The 26,498-nt window shown below is 70.9% G+C and carries 25 protein-coding genes; 17 read left to right on the plus strand and 8 right to left on the minus strand.

What is annotated here, in order from left to right; translation table 11 throughout:
- Nucleotides 1-44 precede the first annotated feature (44 nt).
- The 4 genes from ASD90_RS01850 to ASD90_RS01865 all read right to left on the minus strand — a co-directional run bounded on the left by ASD90_RS01850 (nt 45) and on the right by ASD90_RS01865 (nt 4,014).
- The gene (locus ASD90_RS01850; protein WP_200958516.1) at nt 45-842 is read right to left on the minus strand and encodes an arylamine N-acetyltransferase; all 798 of its coding nucleotides are present in this window, start codon (nt 840-842) and stop codon (nt 45-47) included.
- A gap of 33 nt (nt 843-875) precedes the next feature.
- Nucleotides 876-1,895: a DNA polymerase IV gene (locus ASD90_RS01855; protein WP_056750857.1), complete on the minus strand. Its 1,020-nt coding sequence runs from the start codon at nt 1,893-1,895 to the stop codon at nt 876-878.
- A 118-nt stretch (nt 1,896-2,013) separates the two neighbouring features.
- The gene (locus ASD90_RS01860) at nt 2,014-3,015 is read right to left on the minus strand and encodes a patatin-like phospholipase family protein (RefSeq protein WP_235506347.1); all 1,002 of its coding nucleotides are present in this window, start codon (nt 3,013-3,015) and stop codon (nt 2,014-2,016) included.
- A 75-nt stretch (nt 3,016-3,090) separates the two neighbouring features.
- The gene (locus ASD90_RS01865; RefSeq protein ID WP_056750862.1) at nt 3,091-4,014 is read right to left on the minus strand and encodes a sigma-70 family RNA polymerase sigma factor; all 924 of its coding nucleotides are present in this window, start codon (nt 4,012-4,014) and stop codon (nt 3,091-3,093) included.
- 118 nt (nt 4,015-4,132) lie between these two features.
- Between ASD90_RS01865 and ASD90_RS01870 the strand changes: the two genes are divergently transcribed.
- The 8 genes from ASD90_RS01870 (at nt 4,133) to ASD90_RS01905 (ending at nt 13,199) form a co-directional block, all read left to right on the plus strand.
- On the plus strand, nt 4,133-4,471 hold the full coding sequence (locus ASD90_RS01870) for a VOC family protein (RefSeq protein ID WP_056750863.1): 339 nt from the start codon (nt 4,133-4,135) through the stop codon (nt 4,469-4,471).
- The gene (locus ASD90_RS01875; RefSeq protein ID WP_056750866.1) at nt 4,468-4,980 is read left to right on the plus strand and encodes a hypothetical protein; all 513 of its coding nucleotides are present in this window, start codon (nt 4,468-4,470) and stop codon (nt 4,978-4,980) included. The genes ASD90_RS01870 and ASD90_RS01875 overlap by 4 nt, the downstream gene beginning before the upstream one ends.
- A gap of 314 nt (nt 4,981-5,294) precedes the next feature.
- Nucleotides 5,295-6,374 carry a LacI family DNA-binding transcriptional regulator gene (locus ASD90_RS01880; protein ID WP_056750869.1) on the plus strand — a complete coding sequence of 360 codons (1,080 nt, stop codon included), beginning with the start codon at nt 5,295-5,297 and terminating at the stop codon, nt 6,372-6,374.
- A gap of 69 nt (nt 6,375-6,443) precedes the next feature.
- Nucleotides 6,444-7,730 carry a sugar ABC transporter substrate-binding protein gene (locus ASD90_RS01885; protein ID WP_056750871.1) on the plus strand — a complete coding sequence of 429 codons (1,287 nt, stop codon included), beginning with the start codon at nt 6,444-6,446 and terminating at the stop codon, nt 7,728-7,730.
- Nucleotides 7,731-7,734: 4 nt separating this feature from the next.
- A complete protein-coding gene (locus tag ASD90_RS01890) occupies nt 7,735-8,745 on the plus strand; it encodes a carbohydrate ABC transporter permease (protein WP_082588422.1) in 1,011 nt (336 codons plus the stop codon).
- 2 nt (nt 8,746-8,747) lie between these two features.
- Nucleotides 8,748-9,647: a carbohydrate ABC transporter permease gene (locus tag ASD90_RS01895; protein WP_082588423.1), complete on the plus strand. Its 900-nt coding sequence runs from the start codon at nt 8,748-8,750 to the stop codon at nt 9,645-9,647.
- Nucleotides 9,648-9,667: 20 nt separating this feature from the next.
- A complete protein-coding gene (locus ASD90_RS01900) occupies nt 9,668-11,332 on the plus strand; it encodes a glucoamylase family protein (RefSeq protein ID WP_056750875.1) in 1,665 nt (554 codons plus the stop codon).
- 40 nt (nt 11,333-11,372) lie between these two features.
- Nucleotides 11,373-13,199 carry a glycoside hydrolase family 3 protein gene (locus tag ASD90_RS01905; RefSeq protein WP_056750878.1) on the plus strand — a complete coding sequence of 609 codons (1,827 nt, stop codon included), beginning with the start codon at nt 11,373-11,375 and terminating at the stop codon, nt 13,197-13,199.
- 3 nt (nt 13,200-13,202) lie between these two features.
- On the opposite strand, the gene ASD90_RS01910 is transcribed toward ASD90_RS01905, so the two are convergent.
- Nucleotides 13,203-13,451 (minus strand): DUF2630 family protein, encoded by a 249-nt coding sequence (locus ASD90_RS01910; RefSeq protein ID WP_056750883.1) that lies wholly within the window; start codon nt 13,449-13,451, stop codon nt 13,203-13,205.
- Between the two features lie 53 nt (nt 13,452-13,504).
- Here ASD90_RS01910 and ASD90_RS01915 point away from each other — a divergent pair, with 53 nt between their 5' ends.
- Together ASD90_RS01915 and ASD90_RS01920 are read left to right on the plus strand one after the other, a co-directional pair.
- The gene (locus tag ASD90_RS01915) at nt 13,505-14,176 is read left to right on the plus strand and encodes an alpha/beta fold hydrolase (RefSeq protein WP_056750886.1); all 672 of its coding nucleotides are present in this window, start codon (nt 13,505-13,507) and stop codon (nt 14,174-14,176) included.
- 26 nt (nt 14,177-14,202) lie between these two features.
- Nucleotides 14,203-14,784, plus strand: a complete 582-nt coding sequence (locus ASD90_RS01920; RefSeq protein WP_056750889.1) for a DinB family protein — start codon at nt 14,203-14,205, stop codon at nt 14,782-14,784.
- A 55-nt stretch (nt 14,785-14,839) separates the two neighbouring features.
- Here the strand turns inward: ASD90_RS01920 and ASD90_RS01925 are convergent, their stop codons facing one another.
- Nucleotides 14,840-15,853, minus strand: a complete 1,014-nt coding sequence (locus ASD90_RS01925) for a LacI family DNA-binding transcriptional regulator (RefSeq protein WP_056750891.1) — start codon at nt 15,851-15,853, stop codon at nt 14,840-14,842.
- A 193-nt stretch (nt 15,854-16,046) separates the two neighbouring features.
- On the opposite strand from ASD90_RS01925, the gene ASD90_RS01930 reads away from it, so the two are divergent.
- The 6 genes from ASD90_RS01930 to ASD90_RS01955 are packed head-to-tail and all read left to right on the plus strand — an operon-like array spanning nt 16,047 to nt 24,094.
- Nucleotides 16,047-17,582, plus strand: coding sequence for an alpha-N-arabinofuranosidase (locus tag ASD90_RS01930; protein WP_056750894.1), 1,536 nt, complete (start codon nt 16,047-16,049; stop codon nt 17,580-17,582).
- A complete protein-coding gene (locus tag ASD90_RS01935) occupies nt 17,579-18,943 on the plus strand; it encodes an ABC transporter substrate-binding protein (protein WP_056750897.1) in 1,365 nt (454 codons plus the stop codon). The genes ASD90_RS01930 and ASD90_RS01935 overlap by 4 nt, the downstream gene beginning before the upstream one ends.
- A 2-nt stretch (nt 18,944-18,945) precedes the next feature.
- Nucleotides 18,946-19,914, plus strand: a complete 969-nt coding sequence (locus ASD90_RS01940) for a carbohydrate ABC transporter permease (RefSeq protein ID WP_082588424.1) — start codon at nt 18,946-18,948, stop codon at nt 19,912-19,914.
- Complete coding sequence (locus tag ASD90_RS01945) at nt 19,911-20,738, plus strand: carbohydrate ABC transporter permease (protein ID WP_056750901.1); 828 nt, start codon at nt 19,911-19,913, stop codon at nt 20,736-20,738. The genes ASD90_RS01940 and ASD90_RS01945 overlap by 4 nt, the downstream gene beginning before the upstream one ends.
- A 9-nt stretch (nt 20,739-20,747) precedes the next feature.
- Nucleotides 20,748-23,060 carry a family 43 glycosylhydrolase gene (locus ASD90_RS01950; RefSeq protein WP_056750904.1) on the plus strand — a complete coding sequence of 771 codons (2,313 nt, stop codon included), beginning with the start codon at nt 20,748-20,750 and terminating at the stop codon, nt 23,058-23,060.
- Nucleotides 23,057-24,094, plus strand: a complete 1,038-nt coding sequence (locus tag ASD90_RS01955) for a glycoside hydrolase family 43 protein (RefSeq protein ID WP_082588425.1) — start codon at nt 23,057-23,059, stop codon at nt 24,092-24,094. Before ASD90_RS01950 ends, ASD90_RS01955 begins: the two co-directional genes overlap by 4 nt.
- A gap of 217 nt (nt 24,095-24,311) precedes the next feature.
- Here the strand turns inward: ASD90_RS01955 and ASD90_RS01960 are convergent, their stop codons facing one another.
- A complete protein-coding gene (locus ASD90_RS01960; protein WP_056750907.1) occupies nt 24,312-25,004 on the minus strand; it encodes a zf-HC2 domain-containing protein in 693 nt (230 codons plus the stop codon).
- Nucleotides 25,001-25,489 (minus strand): sigma-70 family RNA polymerase sigma factor, encoded by a 489-nt coding sequence (locus ASD90_RS01965; RefSeq protein WP_056750911.1) that lies wholly within the window; start codon nt 25,487-25,489, stop codon nt 25,001-25,003. Before ASD90_RS01965 ends, ASD90_RS01960 begins: the two co-directional genes overlap by 4 nt.
- A gap of 132 nt (nt 25,490-25,621) precedes the next feature.
- Between ASD90_RS01965 and ASD90_RS01970 the strand changes: the two genes are divergently transcribed.
- On the plus strand, nt 25,622-26,464 hold the full coding sequence (locus ASD90_RS01970; RefSeq protein WP_056750914.1) for a uracil-DNA glycosylase: 843 nt from the start codon (nt 25,622-25,624) through the stop codon (nt 26,462-26,464).
- The last annotated feature ends 34 nt before the right edge of the window (nt 26,465-26,498 follow it).

Consider the following 26,498-nt stretch of genomic DNA (forward strand, 5'->3'; position numbering starts at 1 on the left):
CACCGAATGGTCCGGAGTCTATCGAGGTCGACCGGACGCGTTGGTCAATCGAGGACGATGCCGAAGTGGTCGGCGAGGGCGGCCCGCACGGCGTCCTCGTCGGTGAGCCGGGTCTCCTCGCGGCGGCCGTGGGTGGTCGTGATGAGCCGGTCGCCGCTCAGGGTGACCCGTCCCGTCGGGGTGAGCACCGACGCGAGCCGGGACCGGGTGAAGTGGCTCTCGGCCGAGGTCTGCTGCCACTCGTTGCGCGCGGCGAAGTCGCTCAGCGGGTGGGGTGTCGTCGTGAAGACGAAGCCGTCGCGCCAGTCCTCGCCGTCACGGCGCTCGCGGGAGACCCACGTGCCGTCGCGCCGCACGAGCCCGACGAGGTGCCCGCGCTCGCGGCGTTCGACCCCGTCGCGCAGCGGCAGCGGCTCGACGAACCCGTCACCGAAGCCGACGTCGGCGAGCACGGGCTCCTCGAGCCGCCCACCCGCGACCACGAGCGCCAGGTGGTCGAAGTCGTCGGTGAGCCCGCCGGCCGCGGTGGCGACGCGCGCGGAGACGAGGTCGACGGCATACCCGAGGCTGCGCAGCAGCAGGGCGAAGAGGCCGTTGAGCTCGTAGCAGTAGCCGCCGCGTCGGGCGTCCACGACCTTGGCCAGCAGGGCCGCGCGGTCGAGGCGGATCGGCCGGCCGAGCGAGATGTCGAGGCTCTCGAACGGCACGGCCAGCAGGTGCGCCCGGTGCAGCGACGCGAGGGCGCCCAGGGTCGGGGACTCGGGGGCGGCGGCGCCGATCCGCGCGAGGTAGGCGGCCGCCTCCGGCGTGGTCAGCGCGTCGGCCGTGGTCGGTGGGGTCACCCGGTCATCCTGCGACCTCCAGCCTGTTTGAGGTCAAGGGGTCGGCAGCGGCAGGGTCACCCCGACCATCGTCACGCCGCGCCCGTCCCACTCGTATGCCGTCCGCTCGAGCAGGTGCCCGGCCGCGGTCCGCAGGGCGGCGGGGTCGACCGTCGGCGCGTCGAGGGGTCCGCGCTCGAGCACCTGGGTGCCGTCGTCGTAGCGGACGAGCACCTCGAGCCGGCGGGGGAGGCGGGGTGGCCCGTCGAGCGCGATCACGCGCGAGACGGCACGGTCGACGCAGCCGTCGAGCACGGCGACGACCTTCGACCGGGTCCGGGTCGCGGGCAGCGACCGGCTGGCGCTCACCGAACGGCGAGGTCCCGGAAGGCGGATCGTCGCGTCGTCGGTGCCGCTCGCGATGGAGACGAGGCGGCGGGCCATGGCCGTGGTGACGAGGCGCTTGAGGTCGTCCTCGTCGAGGCCGTGGAGGTCGGCGACGACGAACAGCCCTGCTGCGTGGAGCTTTTCGTAGGTCGTCGGCCCGACACCCCAGAGCTCGTCGAGGCGCAGGCGAGGTCGCACGCGTGCCTCGAGCTCGGCGTCGACGACGACGAGGCCGTCGGGCTTGGCGCGCCGGCTGGCGAGCTTGGCCATCAGCTTGGTGCGCCCGACCCCGACCGAGACCGGGATCCCGACCTCGGCTCTGGCGGCGGCGCGGAGGGCGGCGGCCATCCCGCGCGGGTCGCCCCGGTCGCGACCCGTCACGTCGAGGAAGGCCTCCTCGACCGAGCCCGGCTCGACGAGGGGCGTGAAGCGGCGGAACACCTCGAAGAGCCGTGCGGATGCCTCCTCGTAGGCCCCCGAGCGGTAGCCGGTCACGAGCACCTGGGGCCAGCGCCGCTGGACCTGGCGCAACGGCATACCTGCGTGGATGCCGAGCGCGCGGGCCTCGTAGGACGGGCACGCGACGACCTCGTGGGCCACGACCATCGGCCGGCCGCGCAGCGCGGGGTTATCGCGCTGCTCGACCGAGGCGAAGAACGCGTCGGCATCGGCGTGCAGGATCACCACGGGCACAGTCTCCGCCCGACTACCGACAGAACGCAGGGTGAAGTGCGTGATGGTCCGGCATCCGGTGTGGTGATCACCCCACCGGATGCAGTTTCATCCGCAGGTTCATGAACGGGGCTCAGTAGCCGGCGTGGTCGAGGGCCTCGGTCGTCAGCTGGCGGCCGAGCTCGATCATCTCGGCAGCCCGGTGGAAGTCCAGGGTCTTCACGGCGTTCGAGGGCACGGTGACGAGCACGTCGGGAGGGTTGCTCGCCATCCGGTAGCGCGAGATGAGGGCGCTCATCGTCTCGAACGACATGTTGAGCAGGTCGACGAGCCCGACGTCGGCGGCGCGCACGACGAGCGCCTCGGTCGGGGTCGGGGGCAGGTCGGCGATCGCCTCGGGCGGGATCGTCTGGTGGTGGTCGAGGTCGCGGCCGTGCCCGCCGAGGCGGCTCGTGATGGCTCGGATGCGCTCGGACTCGAGCACGTCGGTCGCGCTGCGCCGCAGGCGGGTCGTCCACTCCTCGCGCGGGACGGCCTCCGACGACTCCTTGACCGGCGTCGTCGGGCCGCCGGCGGCCCGCATCCCCGACAGCGAGACCGCGATCGTCACGTCCGCGTTGGCCGCCGCGGTCGGCTCGATGGGGATCGGGTTGATGAGGCCGCCGTCGACGAGCACCCGTCCGTTGATGACCGCCGGCGTGATGACGCCCGGGATCGCGATCGAGGCCCGGATCGCGTGCACGACGGGTCCGCGCTGGAACCACACCTCCCGGCGTGCGTTGATGTCGGTCGCGACCGCCGTGTAGGGGATCGGCAGGCTTTCGATCGTCGCGCCGTCGAGGATCTCGCCGACCTTCGCGATGATCCGCTCCGCGCGGATCGCGCCGCCGGGCGAGGTGATGCTGAGGTCGAGCAGGCGCCACACCTCGCGCTGGGTCAGGCTCCGCGCCCACTCGGTGTAGGCGTCGAGCTTGCCTGCCGCCGCGACGCCGCCGACGAGCGCACCCATCGACGAGCCCGCGATCGACACAACCTCGAAGCCGCGCTCGGCGAGCACCTCGAGCGCCCCGATGTGGGCGTAGCCGCGCGCCCCGCCCGACCCGAGCACGACCGCCGCACGCATCCCCTCAGCCACGCTCCGACGATAGCCCGCCCCCCGGAGGGGTCGCTCGCCGGTCACGAGGTCAGGTCACGAGTTCAGGCCAGGAGGTCAGGACGTCAGGAACCAGATCTCCATCGCGTCCAGCCGCGCCCGGTCGGCGACCATCTCGATGCCGGTGACGATGTCGCGGTCGTCGTCGACGGTGAAGCGGAACGCGACCATGGCCTCGCCCCGCAGCGTCCAGACCGCACCGATGCCGCCGTCGAAGGCCGCGAGCCGCGCCGACCTGGCGCCGCCGTTGAACCGCTGGGCCACGGCCTCGGGCCCGCGCAGCACCTCGGGCGAGCCCATCGCGACCGCGGCCTCGTCGGAGGTCAGCACGACGTCCGGGTCGAGCATCTCGAGCAACGCCGTGAAGTCGCCGCCCCGGGCCGCGGTGAGGAAGGCCGTGACGACCTCGCGCTGCCGGGTGCGGGCGGGCGCGGCCGCGTCGGCGTCGGCCGCGCGCACCCGGCGGCGGGCGCGGCTCGCGAGCTGGCGGGTGGCGGCGGGGGAGCGGTCGAGGATGTCGGCGATCTGCTCGAACGGCATCCCGAAGAGGTCGTGGAGCACGAAGGCGAGCCGCTCGGCGGGGGCCAAGGTGTCGAGCACGACGAGCAGGGCCAGACCGATGCTGTCGGCGAGCTCGACCTCGCTGGCCGGGTCGGGGGCCGGTCGGGTCGGCTGGGTCGGGGCGGTGCGCACGGCCCCACCCGCGACGAGCTCGGCGAGCCCCGCGTCCCAGCTGTCCTCGCGCCGGGAGCTGCGCGAGCGCAGCATGTCGAGGCTGATCCGCCCGACGACGGTCGTCAGCCAGCCGGCGAGGTTGGTGACCTCGGTCGTGTCGCTCCGGCTGAGCCGCAGCCACGCCTCCTGCACGGCGTCGTCGGCGTCCGCCGCCGAGCCCAGCACTCGGTAGGCGACCGCACGCAGCCGCGGCCGCTGCTGCTCGAAGTCGCGGGCGAGCCACTGCTCGCGGGTGTCGTCGTCCATGGTCGTCACATCCTCCACTCGGGATCCGTCATAGCACTGACGAGCCCAAACCACCCGATGTGACACCAACGGCTCGGCAACCCACCACCAGTAGCACGCGACCACCCAGGAGACCACGATGTCCGCTGTGAACACTCTCATCTACCCCGTCGCCGACCTCGCCGCCGCGAAGCAGGTCTTCACGACGCTGCTCGGCACCGAGCCGCACACCGACGAGTCCTACTACGTCGGCTACAACGTCGACGGCCAGGAGATCGCCCTCGACCCGAGCGGCCACCGCAAGGGCCTCACCGGGGCGACGCCCTACTGGTCGGTCGACGACCTCGAGGCGACGGTCGCGGCGCTCACCGAGGCCGGGGCGACCGTCAGCCAGCGACCGACGGCGGTCGGTGGCGGACGCACCGTGGCCGTGCTCGCCGACGCCGACGGCAACATGATCGGCGTGATGCAGGGATGACGGCCCCCGACGACGTATGCCGTCCGCCCGCCGAGGTGCCCGCGTCGCCTCCTCCGCCACGCCCCACCGCAGCGCGGGTCCGCGACACGAGGGACCTGCTGGGCCGCGAGATCGACTGCTGGGTCGCCACGACCGACCCGGCGACGGGCGCACCGCACCTGGTCCCGCTGTCGTTCGACTGGGACGGGAGCACGCTGCTGCTCGCGACGGGCGAACGCAGCGTCGCGGGAAGGGGTCTCGCCTCCGGCGCGGGGGTGCGGATCGGGCTCGGCGGGACACGCGACGTCGTCATGGTCGACGGGTCGGTCGGGGTGGTCCCGACGGCCGACCTCGACCCGGCCGAGGCCGACCGTTTCGCCCAGCGGACGGGTTTCGACCCCCGGGAGACCTCCGGTTCCTACCTCTTCTTCCGGGTCGTCCCGAGCCGCATCCAGGCCTGGCGCGAGGAGAACGAGCTGCGTGGTCGCGACGTGATGCGCGACGGACGGTGGCTCGGATCGACCGACTGAGCCATCACGCCGGATCCGACTGTGCCGCAGTCGATCCCATGCCAACCGCAGGCTGACTGAGCTGCTGCTCCCGAGGCGCGTGACGGCATACGCACGTGGTGCCGGCGACGGCCGCACGACGAGGGGCCGGGAGGGGTGTCACCGACGCCCACCCGGCCCTCCGCGCTGCCCGGAGCCTTAGTCGGGTCTTGCGCCCTCGCTGTGACCTGTGCAGTATGGGAGAGCAGATGTAAGCGCTTACAGAGCCGGGGAGACCCGGTCAGGGGCCTGGTCGCGACACATCACTCAACGACGAGACGCGAGAGGTGGGACCCATGGCGACAGCACGCGAGCACGGCCCGGACACCCCCTCGGTGGGGGCCACGATCTACTCCGTCGCCGAGCGCGCCGGCGTCTCGATCGCCACCGTCTCCCGCGTCCTCCAGGGCGCCGGCACCGTGTCGTCGACGACGACGCAGAAGGTCCTCGACGCCGTCGAGCAGCTCAACTACGTGCCGCTCGGGGCCGCTCGCAGCCTCGCCGTTCGGCACCACGAGGCGTACGGGCTCGTGCTGCCCGAGCTGACCGGCCCGTACTACTCAGAGCTGCTCATGGGCTTCGAGTCGCGGGCGGCAGAGCTGGGCCAGAGCGTCACCCTGATGCTCACCGACGGCAAGGCCGACCTCGCCCGTGCCGTGCGCCAGCTCGCCACCCGCGTCGACGCCATCGCGGTGCTCGGCTCGGCCGCGATGCCGCCCGCCGTCGCCCGCGCCCTGCACGGCCAGAAGCCCGTCGTCATCATCGCCGGTGCGCCCCAGGAGGGCATCGAGAGCGTGGGCGCCGAGAACGCCCACAGCGCCGAGCAGCTCACCGAGCACGTGCTCACCCACGGGCGCACCCGCCTCGTCTTCGTCGGTGACCCCGAGGGTGCACCCGACATCTACGAGCGCCACGCCGGTTTCGTCGCCGCCCACCGGGCGCGGGGCGCCGAGCCCGCTGCTCCGGTCCGCGTGCCGTTCCGTGAAGGGGAGGGCGAGGCCGTCGCGGAGCGCATCCTCTCCGGCGAGATCGAGGCCGACGCGCTCGTCTGCGCCAACGACGAGCTCGCGCTGGGCATCATGAGCCGCCTGCAGGACGCCGGCCGAGACGTCCCGGGCGACGTCGCCGTCGTCGGCTGGGACGACGTGATGGCGTCAAGGTACGTCCGGCCGGGTATGACCACCGTGAGTCAGCCAGTCAGGGAACTCGGGGTCCTGGCGGCAGACCGTCTTCACCATCGGGTCCAAGGGGGTGAGCCCCACGCCGAGCGGCAGGTGCTCGCGACCCGGGTGATCATCCGCGGCTCGTGCGGCTGCGCGAGCCCGCGAAACACCCATCCCGGACGGAGCGGCGTCACGGATGACGAGCAGCCGTGACGGCAGTGCTTCACCACAGCAAACGAAACCCCCAACGTCTCGAACGAGACCCGAGAAAGCGAGAGACCGATGAGACGCACCACTGTCATCTCCGTCGCGTGCATGACCGCCGCGGCCCTCACCGTGACCGCGTGTGGTCGCGGTGCCGAGGACGGCGGCTCCGCCGCCGGTCAGACGGGCGCCGCAGTCAGCACCGGCAAGGCCACGGGCACGATCACCGTCTGGGCGATGGGCGCCGAGGGCGACAACCTGTCCAAGCTGACGAAGGACTTCGAGGCCGCCAACCCCGGGGTGAGCGTCAAAGTGACGTCCATCCCGTGGGCCGCGGCGCACGACAAGTTCACGACCGCGATCACGGCGGGCAAGACGCCCGACGTCGCGATGGTCGGCACCACGTGGATGGGTGAGTTCGCCGGGAGTGACGCCATCGACCCGACGCCTGCCCAGATCGACAAGTCCGCCTTCTTCGAAGGTGCGCAGAAGACGACCGAGGTGAACGGCACGTCCTACGGCATCCCGTGGTACGTCGAGACCCGTGTCGTCTTCTACCGCACCGACCTCGCGAAGAAGGCCGGCTACGACACCGTGCCGACCGATGCGGCCGGACTGAAGGACATGGCCAAGGCCATGCAGACCAAGGCCGGCGCCAAGTGGGGCATCGGCCTCCAGGCGGGCGGCGACGGCTCGTGGCAGACCTTGATGCCCTTCGCCTGGAGCGAGGGCGCTGACCTCACCAAGGACGGCGGCAAGAAGTACAACTTCGACAGCCCGGAGGTGCTCAAGGCGACCCAGTACTACCAGTCGTACTTCACCGACGGCATCTCGAACAAGAGCGCCCCGGCGACGCCGACGACCGAGCCCGACTTCGTCAACGGCACGGTCCCGATGTTCATCTCCGGCCCGTGGATGATGTCCGCGGTCGAGAAGGTGGGCGGTGCCGGCTTCAAGGACAAGTACAACGTCGCGCCGATCCCGGCCGGTTCGGCCGGCTCGTCGTCGTTCGTCGGCGGCTCGAACTTCGTCGTCTTCAAGAACACGCAGAACCGCGACACCGCGTGGAAGTTCGTCCAGTGGCTCGCCGAGCCCAAGGTCCAGTCGAAGTGGTACACGATCTCGACCGACCTGCCGTCGGTCAAGAGCGCGTGGCAGGACCCGGCGCTCGCCTCGGACAAGAAGCTCGCCGTCTTCGGAAAGCAGCTCGAGACGGCCAAGGCGCCGCCGTCCTTCCCGACGTGGGAGCAGGCGGTCAAGGGACTCGACACGGAGCTGGAGAAGATCACCAAGACGGGCGAGGACCCGGCCACGGGCCTCAAGACGGCGCAGCAGCAGGCCGACTCCATCGGCACGGGCATGTGATCGCATGACTGCCCAGACCGGCACGACCGGGTCCCCCACAGGACCTGTGACGCCACCTCCGGTCACCGCTCCGGGACGGCCCGACCACGGGTCGTCCCGGGGGGCGGGCGACGGAGGCTCCCCCGGACGGGTCGGGTCCGGCCGCCGGCGGGAGGGGCGGGCCGCCTGGATCCTCGCGATCCCCTTCTGCCTGCTCTTCCTCGCCTTCACGGCGTGGCCGGTGGTCCAGTCGCTCTTCATGAGCTTCACCGACACCAAGGCGAAGGACCTGCGACACCCCTTCAGCGTCAACATCGTCGGCTTCGACAACTTCACCAAGGCGCTGTCGGACCCGATCTTCCGCAAGGCTGCCGCCAACACCGCCTACTTCGTCCTCGTCGGGGTGCCGCTGACTCTCCTCCTCGCGCTCGCCGCGGCAGTCGCGCTCGACAAGGGCATCACGCGGTTCCGCGCGGTCTTCCGCCTCGGCTTCTACATGCCGGTCATCACCTCGATCGTCGCGGTGGCGGTCGTCTGGCGCTTCCTGCTGCAGGATCCGGGTGGCCTGATCAACACCGTGCTCGGGTGGTTCGGCATCACGGGGCCCAACTGGCTCGGTGACCCGAACTGGTCGATGCCGGCGCTCATCATGATGGCCGCGTGGCGCAACTTCGGCACGGGGATGATCATCTTCCTCGCGGGCCTGCAGGCCGTGCCCGCCGAGCTGCACGAGGCGGCCGCCATCGACGGCGCCGGAGCGGTGAAGCGGTTCCGCCACGTCACCCTGCCCCTGCTGCGACCCACCCTGCTCTTCGTCATGGTCACGACGTCCATCGGCTACCTCCAGGTCTTCGAGGAGCCGTTCGTCATGACCCAGGGCGGGCCGCTCAACAGCACGATCACGGTGACGTACAACACGTACCAGCAGTTCGGCTTCGGCAACTACGGCCTCGCGTCGGCGATGAGCTACCTCATCTTCGTCGTCATCGCGATCGTCACGGCGCTGCAGTTCCGGCTGCTGCGAGAGAGGAGCTGACCATGTCCGTCGACACCGCACCCCGTCAGCCCGCGGCCGCGCCCCAGCAGGAGTCCGGCACGCCGCGCTCCGGCATGGTCGGGACCAGCCGCAGCGGGCACTGGTGGCTCTACGTCATCCTCGTCATCGCCCTCGCCGCCGTCGTCGCGCCCTTCGTGTGGATGGTGCTCGGCAGCTTCAAGGGTGAAGGAGAGCTGAGGCAGATCCCGCCGACGTGGTGGCCCCAGGACGCCTCGCTCGACAACTACACCCAGCTGTTCAGCAAGCTCAACTTCGGCCAGTACTTCACGAACTCGACGGTCGTCGCCGTCGTCGTGACGGCGGGCAATCTCGTCTTCTGCTCGATGCTCGGATATGCCCTCGCGATGCTCGACTTCAAGGGCAAGCGGGTCATCTTCGTCGCCGTCATGACGACGCTCATGATCCCGGGCGTCGTGACGTTCGTGCCGCTCTTCGTCCTCGTCGCGAACGCCGGCCTCGTCGACACGATCCCGGGTCTCTTCCTGCCGTGGCTCGTCAGCCCGTTCGGCGTGTTCCTCATGCGCCAGTTCATTCTCGGGCTCCCGAGGGACCTGCTCGACGCGGGACGCGTCGACGGCGCCGGCGAGCTGCGGATCTTCTGGCGGATCATCCTGCCCCTCTGCGGTCCCGCCCTCGCGACGCTCGGCATCCTCACCTTCCTCGGCAGCTGGAACAACTTCCTGTGGCCACTGGTCGTGGCGCAGTCCGAGGACAAGTACACCCTCCCGGTGGCCCTGGCGCTCTACTCCACCGGCCAGAACAGCACGAACTACGGCCTGCTCCTCGCCGGGGCGACCGTCGTCATCATCCCGGTCCTCGTCGTCTTCCTCATCTTCCAGAAGCGCTTCATCGAGGGCATCGCCACCACCGGCCTCAAGTAATCGGAAACGGAGTACAGCCCATGGCAGACCTGACCGACCGCACCCCGAAGACCCTCCACACCCCGAGCCGACGCGCCCTGCTCGTCGGAGGCGCGGCCTCCGTCGCCGCGTTCGCGCTCGCGCCCTCGGCGTCAGCCTCGACCACCTCCGCCCGTCAGGCGCCCGCGTTCCTCCGGACGGCCCCGAATGCGGTCCGCTCCCTGGAGAGCGCGACGGTGCGCACGTGGGCGGCCGACACGTGGCGCAGCCTCGTCGCGATGACGAACCCACAGACCGGCCTTCCGGCGGACAACATCCCCGAGTCGCTCGCGCCCGGCGACCGTTCCGGCTACACGTCACCCACCAACATCGGCGGCTACCTCTGGTCGACGATTGCGGCGCGAGAGCTCGGCATCATCAGCCGCGGTGAGGCCACGGCGCGGCTCATCCGCACCCTGAAGACGCTCTACCGCATGGAGCACCATGTCCCCAGCGGCATGTACTACAACTGGTACGACGAGGAGACCGGCAAGGCCCTGACATCCTGGCCGGGTTCGGGTGACAAGGTCTACGCGTTCGCCTCGAGCGTCGACAACGGCTGGCTCGGGGCGGCGCTGCTCGTCGTCGCCAACTCCGACCGCGCCGCCGGCCCGTGGGCGAGGCGGATCTTCGACCGGATGCGCTGGAAGGCGTTCTACAACGACAACAGCGACCCTGCCCACCAGGTCCGCGCGGGTGGTCTGGTCCACGGCGGCTTCTACCCCTACGAGGACGGTCGGCCCGGAGGGACCTACCTGGGCACCCACATAGGCGGCGAACCGGTCTGGCTGACGACGCACCACTACGACACCACGGTGTCGGAGACGCGCATCACGACCTACCTCGGCATCATCACCGGCCAGATCAACCCGACCGCGTACTACGCAACCTGGCGCACCTTCCCGGACACCTGCGACTGGTCGTGGCAGGAGATGAAGCCGGTGGGTGTGACCCGCAGGTACTACGGCCTCGACGTCTACGAGGGTGCGTACACCTACCGTGGCCTGCACATCGTGCCCGGCTGGGGCGGATCGATGTTCGAGGAGCTGATGCCCGACGTCTTCGTCGACGAGGCCACGTGGGCCCCCAGCTCGTGGGGTCGCAACCACCCGCTGCACGTCCGTGCGCAGCGTGAGCACGGACTCGTCGACGCGGACTACGGCTACTGGGGCTTCAGCCCGTCGAGCAACCCCGCCGGTGGCTACCGTGAGTACGGCGTCGACCCGCTCGGGCTCGGCCCGGGCAACGAGCCCGGCAACGGCGCCAACGGGTACTTCTCCGACCAGGAGATGACGAACTACGACGTCGGCTTCGACGGCTGTCGTGCTGCCACGAACCCGACTCCGACGTACGGCGACGGTGTCGTCACGCCGCACGCGTCGTTCCTGGCGATGATGCACGAGCCCGACCAGGCGTTCACGAACCTCGCGAACATCCAGGCCGACTTCGACGCGTACGACCGAGGTGGGTTCTTCGACGCCGTCGCGGTCCGGTCCGGCATGGTCGCCCGGCGCTACCTCTCGCTCGACCAGGCCATGGTCATGGGCGCGATCGGCAACGTGCTCGGCAACGACGTCATCCGTCGCGGCTTCAGCACCCCGGCCGTGGAGCGCGCGCTCAAGCCCGTCATCGGCATCGAGGAGTTCGGCGCCAGCCCGATCGCCTGACCCGCTCCAGAACGTCCCTCATCGACGAAAGGTCCGACCCGTGCGCCCCCAGCTTCGCACCACCGAGGACGGCGTCGCCTACCGCGACCTCAACGGCAACGGCCGGATGGACCCCTACGAGGACCCACGGCTGGCCGTCGAGGTGCGGGTCGAGGACCTCCTCGTGCGCCTGTCCCTCCAGGAGAAGGTCGGCCTGATGTTCCAGACCGTCATCGAGGCAGGCGCGGACGGCACGGTGCTCGAGCACCCGGGCACCATCAGCAAGTCCCCGACGAGCACCGTCGTGCTCGACAAGCACCTCACCCACTTCAACGTTCACGCCCTCGACGACCCGCGCACGGCGGCCCGGTGGAGCAACGCCCTGCAGGCGCTCGCCGAGCGCACGCCGCACGGCATACCCGTGACGGTGTCGACCGACCCGCGGCACGCGTTCATCGAGAACGTCGGGGTCTCCTTCTCGGCCGGGGCGTTCTCGCAGTGGCCTGAGCCGCTCGGGCTCGCGGCGCTGCGCGACGCGGACGCGGTGCGACGCTTCGCCGACATCGCGCGGCAGGAGTACGCCGCGGTCGGCATCCGGGCCGCGCTGCACCCGACGCTCGACCTCGCGACCGAGCCGCGCTGGGCACGCCAGGCCGGCACGTTCGGCCAGGACCCCGACCTCGTGACGGAGCTCGGAGTCGCGTATCTCCAAGGCTTCCAAAGAGATTCGCTCGGTCCGGGCAGCGTGGCGTGCACGAGCAAGCACTTCCCCGGGGGCGGCCCGCAGAAGGACGGCGAGGACGCGCACTTCCCCTATGGGCGCGAGCAGGTCTACCCCGGTGGGCGTTTCGCCGACCACCTCAAGCCGTTCCCGCCGATCATCGCGGCCGGCACCGCGGGGATCATGCCGTACTACGGGATGCCGGTCGACCTCGTCGTCGACGGCGCGGAGATCGAGCCGATCGGCTTCGGCTACAACAAGCAGGTCGTCACCGGCCTGCTCCGCGAGAAGCTCGGCTACGACGGCGTCGTCGTCACCGACTGGGAGCTCGTCAACGACAACCACGTGGGCGACCAGGTGCTCCCCGCCCGCGCATGGGGTGTCGAGCACCTCGACCCGCACGGCCGCATGGAGCTGATCCTCGAGGCCGGCGCCGACCAGTTCGGTGGCGAGGAGTGCGTCGACATCCTCCTCGACCTCGTCGCCCAGGGCCGGGTCCCCGAGGCGCGCGTCGACGAGTCGGCGCGCCGCATCCTCGCGGTGAAGTTCCGGCTCGGGCTGTTCGAGAACCCCTACGTCGACGAGGACGCGGCCGCCGCAACCGTGGGCCGGGGCGACTTCCGCGAGGAGGGGTATGCCGCCCAGGCCCGTTCGGTGACCGTGCTGCACAACGAGGGTGGCCGGCTCCCGCTCGAGCAGGGCCTGCGCATCTACGCAGAGCGGCTCTCACCCGAGGCGGTCGCGCGGCACGGCAAGCTCGTCGAGCGGCCCGAGGACGCCGACGTCGCCGTCGTGCGCCTCACCGCGCCCTTCGACCCGCGGGCCGACCTCTTCCTCGAGTCGTGGTTCCACCAGGGCTCGCTCGACTTCCCGCCGGGCCTCGTGGCCCGGCTCGAGCGCATCGCCGCGGTGTGCCCGCTCGTCATCGACGTCGTGCTCGACCGGCCGGCCGTGCTCACCCCGCTGCTGCGCTTCGCCTCGGCCGTCGTCGGTAGCTACGGCTCGTCCGACGACGCCCTGCTCGACGCGATCACCGGGACCATCGCGCCCGCCGGTCGCCTGCCGTTCGACCTGCCCCGGTCGATGGACCAGGTGCGGGCGCACGGCGAGGACGTGCCCGGCTACGACGACCCGCTCTTCCCGGTCGGCCACGGCCTCACGATCTGAGCGTCAGCCGGTGTAGCCCTCGACAGTGCGCTCGGACCGGACCTCGGCGCCGTCGGGGTCCTGGCCGAACTCGCGTCGGGCGCGACGTTGGCGCAGCAGGTCCCAGCACTGGTCGAGCTCGACCTCGACGGTCCGCAGCCGGGCGTGCTCCTCGTCGACGGTGATCTCACCGGCCTGGAGTGCGGAGCGGAGCCGGTGCTCCTCGTCGATGAGCGAGCCGATGCGGTCCTGGATCGAGGGGTCGTCAGCCATGACGCCACGATCGCACGCCGCTCGGGGCGCCGTCGAGGGCTAGCATGTGGACAGTGACCACATTCGCACTCGTCCCCGGCGCCGGGGGCGCCGCCTGGTACTGGCACCGGGTCGTGCCGCTCATCGAGGAGGCGGGCCATGAGGCCGTCGCCGTCGAGCTGCCGGCCGACGACCCGGATGCCGGGCTGCCGGAGTACGCCGACCTCGTCACCTCCGCGGTCGAGGGCCGCGACGACGTCGTGGTCGTCGGCCAGTCGATGGGCGGCTTCACCGTCCCGATGGTCGCGGTGCGGCGGCCGGTCGCAGGACTCGTCCTGCTCAACGCCATGCTCCCGCTGCCGGGCGAGACGGCCGGTGCGTGGTGGGACGCCGTGGGGTCGGAGGGCGCCCGGGTGGCGGCGGCCCGCGCCGGCGGCTACCCCGAGGAGTTCGACCTCGACACGTACTTCCTCCACGACGTCGACCCGGCCGTCGCCGCGAGCGGCGAGGAGCACCAGCGACCCGAGGGCGACCGCGCCTTCGAGACGCCGTGCGACATCGTGACGTGGCCCGAGGTGCCGACGCGGGTCGTCGCCGGCGCCGGCGACCGCTTCTTCCCGGTCGGCCTGCAGCGCCGGGTCGCCCACGAGCGGCTCGGCCTCGACGTCGACACGGTCCCCGGTGGGCACCTCGCCGCGCTCTCGCACCCCGCCGAGCTCACGGCATACCTTCTGACGGGACGCTGACGACCGGGCGTGCGAGGCTGGCGCGCGTGATCGACGACTTCGCCAAGGCGTACCTCCACGACAACCTCCGGTGGGCCCGGGCGTCCCTGCTCGCCAAGCTCGAGGGAGTGTCGGAGTACGACGCGCGACGACCCCTCACGACGACGGGCACCAACCTGCTCGGCCTCGTCAAGCACCTCACCCTGTCCGAGGCCCGCTACCTCGGCGGCATCATGGGCCGGCCCTTCCCCGAGCCGCTGCCCCAGTTCGACGACCCGGGATTCGTGAGCCGCGACCACCTGTGGGTGAGGGCGGACGAGTCGCGGGCCGACGTCGTCGAGCGCTACCGCCGCGCCTGCGCCCACGCCGACGCGACGATCGAGGCGCTGCCGGTCGACGCCCCCGGCCACGTCCCGTGGTGGCCGCGGCCGGACGTCATGCTCTTCAACCTCATGGTCCACGTCCTCACCGAGACCAACCGTCACGTCGGCCATGCCGACATCCTGCGCGAACAGGTCGACGGCGTCGTCGGTGACGACCTCGTGTCGACGAGCGACGACGCGGCCGACTGGGCTGCTCACCGGGAGAAGGTCGAGCAGGCAGCGCGCGCAGCGGGATCCGGCACCTGACCTTGCGCAGACCTTGCGGGTTGTCTGCTCCTTGACACGGCAGCCCTTGCAGGCGTCACCGGCGGGTCGGGACGCCTAGCGTCGTCTCGCGGGCCTCGAGCGTCCACGCCACCTCGACCTCCTCGGCGTCACCGCGCTCGCCGTCGATGCGGCGTGACAGCAGCTCGAGGGCGGCGCGGGCCAGCCCCGTGAGGTCGGGGGAGATCGTCGTGATCGTGGGGTTGGAGTAGCGGGTCTCGGCGATGTCGTCGAAGCCGACGATGGCCATCTCGTCCGGCACCGACACGCCGGCCTCGACGCAGGCGCGCAGCGCGCCGATGGCCATGAGGTCGTTGAAGCAGAAGACGGCGTCCGGAGGCTCGGGCAGCTCGAGCAGCCGCTGCATCGCGGCGTGCCCGTCGGCGCGCTCGAAGTGGGGCACGCCGATGACGAGATCGGGGTCGTACGCCAGGCCGGCGGCCTTGAGCGCTTGCCGGTAGCCACGCAGCCGCGCGGACGCCGTGCCCTTCATCGTCTCGCGTCCGACGGCGGCGATACGTCGACGTCCTTGCGCCACAAGGTGATCCGTCGCCGCTCGGGCTGCGGCGACGGAGTCGACGGCGATGTGGTCGAAGCCCGAGGGGACGGGTCGCTCACCGAGCAGCACCATCGGCAGGCTGTCGGCGCGCCGGCTGATCTCGTCGGGGGAGAGGGCGAGCGGCGAGAAGATGACGCCGTCGATGACGTGCGAGCGCATGCCCTCGAGGACGACGCGCTCGGCGTCGGCGTCGCCGCCGGTGACGTCGAGCAGGACGATGAAGCCGAGGGCGGCCGCCTCCTCGGTGATGCGGGCCGCGAGCTCGGCGAAGTAGGGCGAGTCCATCGCCGGTACCGCGAGGGCCAGGAAGCCCGCGCGACCGTGCTTGAGGCTGCGCGCCGACAGGTTGGGCCGGTAGTGCAGCTCGGCCATCGCGGCCTCGACGCGCTCGCGCGTGCTGGCCTTCACGTGTGGGTGGTGGTTGAGGACGTTGGAGGCGGTCTTGACCGACACTCCTGCACGTTCCGCAACGTCTCGCAGCCGCGCCGCCAACCGTGTCTCCGTCCTGCGTGCCCCCGTGCAAGCCCCGTCGAGGAACAGGCTAGCGCCCGGCGTGGCTCGCCGTGATGACCTCGGACAACCTCTGGACACTTTTCGGTAACCGTTGTAATTTTCAGCACACACGCTATTGGGTAACCGTTGTAGGACGCGGTGCGACCCGACGCCGACGGTCAAGGAGGACCGCATGGGACGAGCGATGGTGCGGCTGGACCCCGCCTTCACGGTGGGGCCCGTGCGACCGAGGACCTTTGGGTCCTTCGTCGAGCACATGGGCCGGTGCGTCTACACGGGCATCTACGAGCCGGACCACCCCGACGCCGACGAGCTGGGCTTCCGCAGCGACGTCGCGCGGCTCGTCCGGGAGCTCGGGGTCACCGTCGTGCGCTACCCCGGGGGCAACTTCGTCTCCAACTACCGCTGGGAGGACGGCGTCGGACCCAAGGCCGAGCGGCCCACGCAGCTCGACCTCGCCTGGCGCTCCGTCGAGACCAACCAGGTCGGCACCGACGACTTCGTCGACTGGGCCCGCGGCGTCGGCGTCGAGCCGATGATGGCGGTCAACCTCGGCACGCGGGGCGTGCAGGAGGCCATCGACCTGCTCCTCTACTGCAACGCCGAGGCCGGCACGTCGTGGCCTGACCGGCGGGTCAAGAACGGACACACCGAGCCGCACGACATCCGGGTCTGGTGCCTCGGCAACGAGATGGACGGCCCGTGGCAGATGGGCCACAAGACCGCCGAGGAGTACGCGCGTGTCGCCGAGGAGGCGGCGCGGGCCATGCGTCGGGTCGACCCGGGCCTCGAGCTCGTGGCCTGCGGCTCGTCCAACCGCGGCATGCCGACCTTCGGAACCTGGGAACGCGTGGTCCTCGAGCGATGCTTCGACCTCGTCGACCACATCTCCGCCCACGCCTACTACGAGCCCGTCGACGGCGACGTGGACTCCTTCCTCGCGAGCGGCGAGGACATGCACCGCTTCATCGAGTCCGTCGTCGCCACGGCCGACCACGTGGCCGCGGTCAAGGGCTCCGACAAGCGGATCATGGTCTCCTTCGACGAGTGGAACGTGTGGTTCCAGAAGCGCTTCCACGGTGAGAGCTCCCTCGAGATCCGCCAGGCCCCGGAGCTGATCGAGGACGTCTACGACGTCACCGACGCCGTCGTCGTCGGCAGCCTGCTGATCACGCTGCTCCAGCACACCGACCGCGTCTCGATGGCCTGCCAGGCGCAGCTCGTCAACGTCATCGCCCCCATCGCCACCCGTCCCGGCAGGGGTGCGTGGAAGCAGACGATCTTCCACCCCTTCGCCCTCACCGCGAGGCATGCCCGTGGCACCGTGCTGCGCCCGGCCGTCTCCTGCGACTCGATGGAGACCCAGGCCTTCGGGCCCGTCGACCAGCTCGTCGTCACCGCCACCCACGACCCCGACACCGGAGACCTCGCCGTGTTCGTGGTCAACCGCAGCCGCACCGAGACGGCCGAGCTGACGCTCGACGTCGCGGCCGCCGTGCGGGGGCACCCCACGGCATACGCACTCGTCGAGCACCTCCAGGTGCACGACGACGACACCTCGGCCACGAACACCGAGGAGCACCCCGACCGGGTGACCCCGCGCCCGGGGGACGCGGCGGTCGACGGCACCGATGGCACCACCCTCACGGCAACCCTGCCGCCCACCTCCTGGCACTGCATCCGCCTCACCGAAGGGACCGTTCAATGACGAACACCACACCCCGCCCCCAGTCACCTCTCACCCCGCTGTCCCGGCGCACGATCCTCTCGGGAGCGCTCGGCATCGCCGGCGTCGCGGGCCTCGCCGCATGCGGCTCCGGATCCAGCGGCGTCCCCGGTCAGGCCCCGGCCGTGTCGGGCGGCGGTGGCGCCACCGGATACTCCGGTCCCAAGGTCGCCCTCGCCTTCTGGAACGGTTTCACAGGAGGCGACGGGCCCTACATGAAGCGCCTCGTGGACCAGTTCAACGCCGAGCACCAGAACATCGCCGTCAGCATGAACACGATGCAGTGGGCCGACTACTACGCCAAGCTGCCCGCCGCGGTTGCGGCCGGCAAGGGGCCCGAGATCGCCATCATGCACGTCGACTCCGTCGCGACCAACGCCGCCCGCAGGGTCGTCCAGCCACTGGACGACGTCGCCGCCGCTCTCAAGCTCAGCGAGAGCGACTTCGCACCGGTTCCGTGGAAGGCGGGCATCTACAACGGAAAGCGCTACTCCATCCCGCTCGACGTGCACCCACTGGGCTTCTTCTACAACAAGAGCGTCATGGAGCAGGGCGGGCTGGACCCGGAGAAGCCCCCGATGACGAACGACGAGTACATGGCGGCTCTCGAGACCATGAAAGGCAAGGGAATCCAGGGTCACTGGGCCAGCCCGTTCCCGTTCACGGGTGGTCTCTCGATCCAGGCGCTCATCTACCAGTTCGGTGGCTCGCTCTTCTCGGAGGACGGCAAGCAGGTCCTCTGGGCGGAGGACCCCGGCGTCAAGGGACTGACCTGGTTCCAGGACCTCGTGACGAAGGGCTACTCGCCGGGCAAGATCGCCCAGGACGCCGACCTCATCGCGCTGGAGAATGCCAAGACGGCTTTCAACTGGAATGGCATCTGGACCATCAACACCCTCAAGGAGAAGTCGGGCCTGGAGTGGGGTGTGGCCCCGTTGCCCAACATCGGCGGCACCAAGGCGGCGTGGGCCGGTTCACACCAGTTCGTGCTGCCGACGATGCGCACGCCCGACCAGAACAAGCAGGACGCGGCCCGCGTCTTCCTCAACTGGATCAGCACGAAGAGCCTCGAGTGGGCGAAGGGCGGTCAGGTGCCGGCTCGCAACTCCGTGCGCGAGTCCGCGGAGTTCGAGGCCCTCAAGGAACAGGCGATCCTGGCCAGCCAGATCGACGACCTGCACTTCCTGCCGGCGGTTGCCGGTATCGGAGATGCCATGCCGGAGTTCGACAAGGCGGTCAACGCGGCGGTCCTCGGTGGACAGGACCCGGCAAAGGTCCTCTCCGACGCTGCTGCCCGCGCGACGAAGATCCTCGAGGCCAACGCGAAGAAGTACGGCGGCTGACCATGGCTGTGACGACACAGCCCACCGGATTCTCCTCGGGAGCGGAGGCCGCGCCGGGCGGGCGCCGCTCCCGAGGAGCCCCAGCAGGGATCCACGGGTCGCCGTGGACCCCATATCTCTTCCTCGCGCCCTTCCTCCTGCTGTTCCTCACGTTCGTGGTGCTTCCGGGAATTCTCGGGATCTGGATCTCCCTGCACGACTGGGACTTCCTCCTGCCGAACAAGCCCTTCATCGGGACCCAGAACTACGCGGACCTCCTGGACAGCGAATCCCCACAGTTCGAGCCGTTCTGGAGCGGCATGAAGGCCACGGGCCTCTTCGTGCTCATCAGCGTCCCGTTCCTCGTCGTCCTGCCGCTGCTCCTCGCGATCCTGCTCAACCGAAGGTTCCCCGGCCGCACCTTCTTCCGCGCGCTCTACTTCGCACCCTTCGTCCTGGGCGTCGCAGTGGTCGGCCTCATGTGGCGCTACCTGCTCGACCCGTCGTTCGGCATGGTCAACGGTGTGCTGGGCGCGCTCGGCCTGCCCGATGACACCCCCTGGACGACCGCGCAGCCGTGGGCATGGATCTCACTCGCGGGCGTGACGGTCTGGTGGACCATGGGCTTCAACGCCGTCATCTACCTGGCCGGACTCGCCGACATCCCCGCCGAGCACTACGAGGCCGCGGACATCGACGGTGCCTCTGCCTGGCAGAAGCTGCGCTTCATCACGATCCCGGGTCTCCGACCGGTCCTCGTCTTCATCGTCGTCACCACGATCCTGGCCAGCGCCAACATGTTCGGCCAGAGCTACCTCATCACCAAGGGCGGTCCGGGCGACTCGACGCGAACGGCGATCATGGAGATCACCGACCTCGGCCTCTCGCAGTACCGGATGGGTCAGGCATCGGCCATGAGCTACGTGCTTGCGGTCTTCCTCGCCCTCATCTCGCTCGTCAACTTCTGGGCGCTCAGGGAGAAGAAGTCATGAGGCGTCGCAACGGACCCCTCTTCTGGCTGGGCATGGGCGCGTTGAGCCTGATCTTCGTCGGCCCGCTCCTGCTCATCTTCCTGACGTCCTTCAAGTCGCAGAGCGAGGCCCGCACCGTCCCGCCGACGTACCTGCCCCAGGAGCCGACTCTCCGGGCCTACGACGTCCTGTTCTTCCAGGACGCCGCAAGCCCGGTGCTGCGCTGGTTCGCCAACTCCATGGCGGCGGCCACGATGCACGCCCTGCTCGTCCTGTTCGTCTGCTCCCTCGCCGGCTATGCCTTGGCGCGCATGGAGTTCCGCTTCAAGAACGCCATCTTCAGTGCCATCATCCTCACCCTGTTCGTGCCGGGCTTCATCTTCCTCATGCCCAACTTCCTGCTGCTCGACAAGCTCGGCTGGCTCGACCAGATCTGGGCGCTCGTCGTGCCCGGGGCGGCAGGCGCTTTCGGAGTTTTCTTCATGCGGCAGTTCTTCCTCGGTCTGCCGAAGGAGCTCGAGGAGAGCGCCCGCCTCGACGGCGCCGGAGCCTTCCGCACCTGGTGGTCCATTGTCCTCCCGAATGCACGGCCGGCACTCGTCACGCTGGGCGTGCTCAGCTTCCTCGCCAACTGGAACGACTTCATCTGGCCGATCTACGTGCTCTTCTCCCCGGAGCGGCTGACGCTGCCCGCCGGCCTCAGCCGGCTCCAGGGCGCCTACACGATCGACTACCCCGTGGTCATGGCCGGCGCCATGCTCGCCGCGATCCCCGTCCTCGCGCTCTACGTCTTCGTGCAGCGCTACGTCATCGAGGGCGTCGCCAACAGCGGCGTCAAGGGCTGAGGAGTCCGTATGCGTCCCCTGACCTCCCTGAGCGCCCGTGCCTTCCGGCGCGGAACCGCCTGTCTCGCAGCATTCGTCACGGTCGTCGGTATGAGCGCCGCGGCACCGGCATCAGCGGGTCGTATGCCGTCCGCGGCCCTCCCGACGGCATACGACAACGCCGTGTCGGACTCCTTCTCGGACACGTTCGCCGACCCGTCCGTGATCCGCGGCCGCGACGGCTGGTGGTACGCCTACGCCACGTCCGACCCGCTGCGCTCAGGTGACGCCCCCGGCGCGATACACATGGCGCGCACCCGTGACTGGTCGAGCTGGGAGTACCTCGGCACCGTCTTCGACGCGGGCAACCGACCGTCGTGGGCGACCCCGACCTCGGGCCTGTGGGCCCCCGACATCCGTTTCGTGGCAGGGCGGTACGTCCTCTACTTCACCGTCACCGACACGACGCTCCACCCCGGCGACGACTCGGCCATCGGCGCCGCGACGGCGCCCACGCCGTCGGGCCCCTGGACTCCCGCCCCCGCGCCGGCCATCCCACCACGGCCGGCGTCGGGTGGCGGGTTCCTCTGGACCTTCGACCCGGCGGGGTTCACCGACACCGACGGGCAGCGCTACGTCTACTTCGGCAGCTACTTCGGCGGCCTGTGGGCGACGCGCATGTCGGCGGACGGCCTGACGCCGGTCGGCGCGGCCACGCAGGTGGCGATCGACAACCGCTACGAGGGCTCCTACGTGGTGCGCCACGGCGACTTCTACTACCTCATGGGCTCGGCGGCGAACTGCTGTGCCGGCCCGACCACGGGCTACTCCGTCTTCGCCGGCCGCGCGCGCTCGCCCCTCGGGCCGTTCCTCGACGCCGAGGGCACGCCGCTGCTCACCTCGCGCGTCGGTGGCACGACCGTGCTGACGCAGAACGGCAACCGCTTCGTCGGCGCCGGCCACCATGCCGTCGTCACCGACGCGCAGGGGCGCGACTTCATCGCCTACCACACCATCGACCGGACGAACCCGTGGCTCACGACGCCCTTCGGGATCAACCGCCGGCCCATGCTCCTCGACGTTCTCGACTGGGTCGACGGCTGGCCGCGCACCCGCGCAGGGGCCGGTCCGTCGGACACGCCCCAGCCGGCGCCGTCCTTGGAATCGGGGCTCGGCATCACACCGACCGATCCGTTGGCGAGCGGCTTCACGGGCCTGGCCGCGGGACCGGCGGATCCCGTCACCGGCAACACGGCTCTCGTCCACGGCACCGCCTCGACGGCGGCGTTCGCCCCTGCCGGGCCGCTCCACGTGCGTCTCGACCACCAGGGCACCGAGCCGCTCCGTGTTCTGCTCGGGCGCGACCCTGCCGTCAAGATCACCCTGGACCCCAAGGGTCGCCGGCTCACCGCCCAGGTCGAGCGCGACGGCACCGTGCGCTCGTCGACGACGGCGTTGCCCCCGATCCCGACCGGGGCGTGGCGCACGCTGACCGTCGAGGCGACGGCAGACGGGCTCACCGCCGAGGTGACCGAGAGCGACCTCGCCGACGTCGTGGCCCGGGTGAAGGTGTCCGGCGACGCCAGGCCCGCTGCCGCCCCGGTACGCCTGAGCAGCAGCAACGCGGTCGTCGACAACGTCGTCGTCAACCCGGCAGCCGCGGATGCAGCCGCCCTCGCGCCAGTGCCGGTGGCCGGGGCGCTCCTGTCGTCCGAGGAGTTCGACGAGCCGGACCTACCCGGCTTCACGTGGGTGCGGCGCAACTCGGCCGTGACCGTGTCGGGCGGCAGCCTGCGCTGGCCGGTCGAGGGCGCCGACCTCGTCGGTGGTGGCAACACCGCGGGCGTGCTGCTCCACGACGTCCCGGGCGACGGCGACTGGATCGCCGAGGCCAGGACGACGCTAGACCTCGGCACCGACTCGGTGCGCAACTACCAGCAGGTCGGGCTCGTCGCCTACGCGAACGACGACGACTTCGCCCGCCTGTCCAACGTCGCGATCTGGAACACCCGCCAGACCGAGTTCGGCCGCGAGACCGCGGCCGACCCCGACGCACCGGACGGCCCGACGAGCTACGGCGGCGCCATCATCGGCACGTCGGCGCCGACCCTCTGGCTGCGGCTCGCCCACCACCGGAACGCCGCCGGCGAACACCTCTACCGGGCGGGCACGAGCCGTGACGGCGTGCACTGGACGTGGGGCGCGACGTGGACCTTCCGCGCCGACACCCACCCGCGCATCGGGCTCGTCGCCCACGGCGGTGCGTCCCCGGCCGTCACCGCCGAGGTCGACCACCTGCGGTTCTACGCGTCGAGCTGGCCCGCCGACCCGGGCGCCGGATGAGCGCTGCCACCCGGGGCGCCTTCGTCCTCGTCGCGGTCGCCGCGACCGTCCTCACCGGCGCCTGCCAGGCGCTCGACCCCGCCACCAGCCCGACAGGAGACCGCGTGACCACCCCCGCGACGCAGGCAGCACCACCCACCGCGACGAACCCGGTCTGGCGGAGCAACTTCCCCGACCCGCAGATCCTCCCGGCCGGCGACGGCTGGGTCGCGATCGCGACCAACGGCAACGGCATGAACGTCCAGACGCTGACGAGTGACGACCTCGCCACGTGGACGCAGGGGAGCGACGCGCTTCCGCGCGTCGCCTCGTGGAGCACGCCGGGCAAGGTGTGGGCGCCCGAGGCGCACCGCTTCGGCGACCGGTGGGTCATGTACTACACGACGATGGCGCCCGACCCGACGATCCAGTGCATCGGTCTGGCCGTTGCCGACGACCCCAGGGGACCCTTCACCGACACGAGCAGCCAGCCGCTCGTCTGCGAGCACGACCAGGGCGGCTCCATCGACGCGTCACCGTTCGTGGCGTCCGACGGTACGGCATACCTCTTCTGGAAGAACGACGGCAACGCCGTCGGGATCGACACGTGGATCTCCGTGCAGCGCCTCTCGTCGGACGGTCGGCGACTCGAGGGTGAGCCGAAACGCCTGATCCGACAGGACCTTCCGTGGGAGGGGCAGCTCGTCGAGGCACCCTTCGTCTGGGAGCGCGACGGCGTTTACCACCTCTTCTACTCCGCCAACGACTACGGCAGCGACCGGTACGCCGTCGGGCACGCCACCGCGATGTCGCCGACCGGTCCGTTCACCAAGGATCCCGAGCCGGTGCTGACGAGCACCGACGTCGCGGCCGGGCCGGGTCACTGCGCGCTGTTCGAGGCCGGCGGCCGGGTGCTCATGGTCTACCACGCGTGGGCACCCGACTCGATCGGCTCGGAGGTGCCCGGCCGCACGATGTGGCTGAGCGAGGTCACCTTCGACGGCGCGAAGGTCTCGGTCACCCCACCGCGGACGCAGCTGCCCGACGGGCTCTGAGATGGCCGTGTATCAACCCCACCCACGTCGTCTCTGAGTGTCATGGGGAACGGTGCGGGGCAGGGGGGCTGCCCCGCACCACACCCCGAATCGCTTGGGCGGCTGGCCCGTTGAGGTACGTTAACCGCCATCAGGGCCCGGGATCGCAGACCTGATCAGTCGCGAGCCGGGCCCTCTGGCGTGTCCCCGGACGGCGAGGTCGCCGCCCCACTCGGTCTCAGGTGCGGGCTGCGGCGAGCACCCGCCCAGTGCCGGTGCGCACCTCGAGAGCCTGGATCTCGTTCGGCCGCAGCGCCGTCGCTCCGGTGACGCGGGAGTAGCCGGTGGTCGTCGCGCGCCAGGAGGCCGCGGTCGTCGCCTTGCCGCCCCGGTCGATGACCCAGAGGGCGAGCTCGCCGTCGGTCGGCATGTCCTCGCAGTCGATGTCGAGCTGCGTGCCCCAACCTCGCGTCACGAGGGCGATGTCGATCCGGACCTGGCTGCCGGCGACGGCAGCGGCGGCGACGTGCGTCGTCGGCAGCGTCGGCGTGGCGGGTGTCAGCAGCAGCGGACCGAGCCATGCGCCGCCGGCGAAGATGAGGACCGCGGCCGCGGCCGCGACGACCGAGAGCCACGTGCGCCGCCGGCGTCGGCGGCGGCCGACCTCGGCGAGCAGGGTGGTGACGCGCTCGTCGTCGTGGTCGGTCAGGAGCGGGGCGGGCACAGCGACCGGGGCCTCGGTGAGGTGGGGACCGCCCTCGGGACCGGCCAGGTCGAGCAGGCGGGGGAGCCCGGACACCTGGCCCATGTCGGTCTGGCACTGCCGGCACGAGCGCAGGTGCTCGCTGAAGGCGCGGTGGTCGTCATCGGACAGGCCACCGAGCACGTACGCGCCGAGCAGCGCGTGCAGGTCGTCCGGTCCGGTGGTCATCTCGTCACTCCCATCTCGTCGAGGATGTCGCGCAGGTTGCGCACGGCGTAGTAGGCGCGGGACTTCACGGTGCCCTCGGGCACCCCGACCCGCACGGAGGTCTCGGCGACGGTCAGGCGTTCGTAGTAGAGGTAGCGCACGATCTCGCGGTGGTTGGACTGGAGGCGGCCGAGGGCTTCCTCGACGAGCACCTGGTCGAGGGCGCGGTCGAGCGCGGAGTCCGTCTCGGCGACGTCGACGAGCTGCGCCTGCTGGGGTCGGCGTCCGGCGGCGCGGTGCTGGTCGACGATGAGGTGGCGGGCGGTCGTGATGAGGTAGGCGCGCAGGTTGTCGGCCTCGGGGGCCTGCTTCCAGACCCGCAGGATGACCTCCTGGACGATGTCCTCGACCCGGTTGGCGTCGCTCGTCGCGCGCCACACGACGCGTCGGAGCATCGGCCCGTGCTCGCGGTAGATCTCAGCGACCGCCTCGTCGTCGAGCGGCATGCCGCAGCCACCTCCTCACTGGTGCTCCCGGTTGCAGAGACGCCTCCGCGCCCCGTCCGGTTCATCAGTCCGACCCCTGAACCGTCTCACGTCCGTATGCCGTCCGGCCCGGTCCCGGCCTAGCGTGGGGCCATGTGTCCCGTCGACCTGCCGAACCCGGCCCAGCACCCCGTGACCGGCGGCCTCTTCCTGTCGCCGGTGCCCGCCGGCTCGGGCTGGCCGGGTGACCCGGCGACGGCCGAGACGCCTGTGGCGACCACCGCGGCGCAGGTGCGCCGGCTCGCGATGGGGGCGGGCGGCATACGCGAGCTCGATGGCCGGATCAGCGTGTGCCGCGCGTGCCCGCGGCTCGTCGCGTGGCGCGAGTCGGTCGCGACCCACGGGCGCCGGGCCGCGTTCGCCGACCAGCCGTACTGGGGCAGGCCGGGGCCGTCGTTCGGCGACCCCGAGGCGGAGGTGCTCGTCGTCGGACTCGCCCCGGCGGCCAACGGCACCAACCGGACCGGCCGGATGTTCACCGGCGACCGCTCCGGCGACTGGTTGTATGCCGCGCTCCACCGGGGTGGGTACGCGAGCCAGCCCACGTCGGTCGCCTCGGGCGACGGGCTGGTGCTGACCGGACTGCGGATCGTCGCCGCCGTCCGGTGCGCCCCGCCGGCCAACAAGCCGACGACCGAGGAGAAGGCGGCGTGCGCGCCGTGGCTCGACCGGGACCTCGAGCTCTCCGAGCCGCGACTGCGATCGATGCTCGCGCTCGGGGCGATCGCCTGGGACGCGGCCCTCGGGGCGGCCCGCCGCCGAGGCTGGGACGTGCCGAGGCCCAAGCCGAGGTTCGGCCACGGCGCCGAGGCCGTGCTGACCACCGAGACGGGACGGCAGGTGCGGCTCGTCGGCAGCTACCACGTGAGCCAGCAGAACACGTTCACCGGCAAGCTCACCGAGGCCATGCTCGACGAGGTCATCGTGCGCCTCTGAGCGCGACCGCGCTCACTGGGGGACGACCGGGCCG

It is taken from the genome of Terrabacter sp. Root181 (genome assembly GCF_001428505.1).
GTDB lineage: Bacteria > Actinomycetota > Actinomycetes > Actinomycetales > Dermatophilaceae > Terrabacter.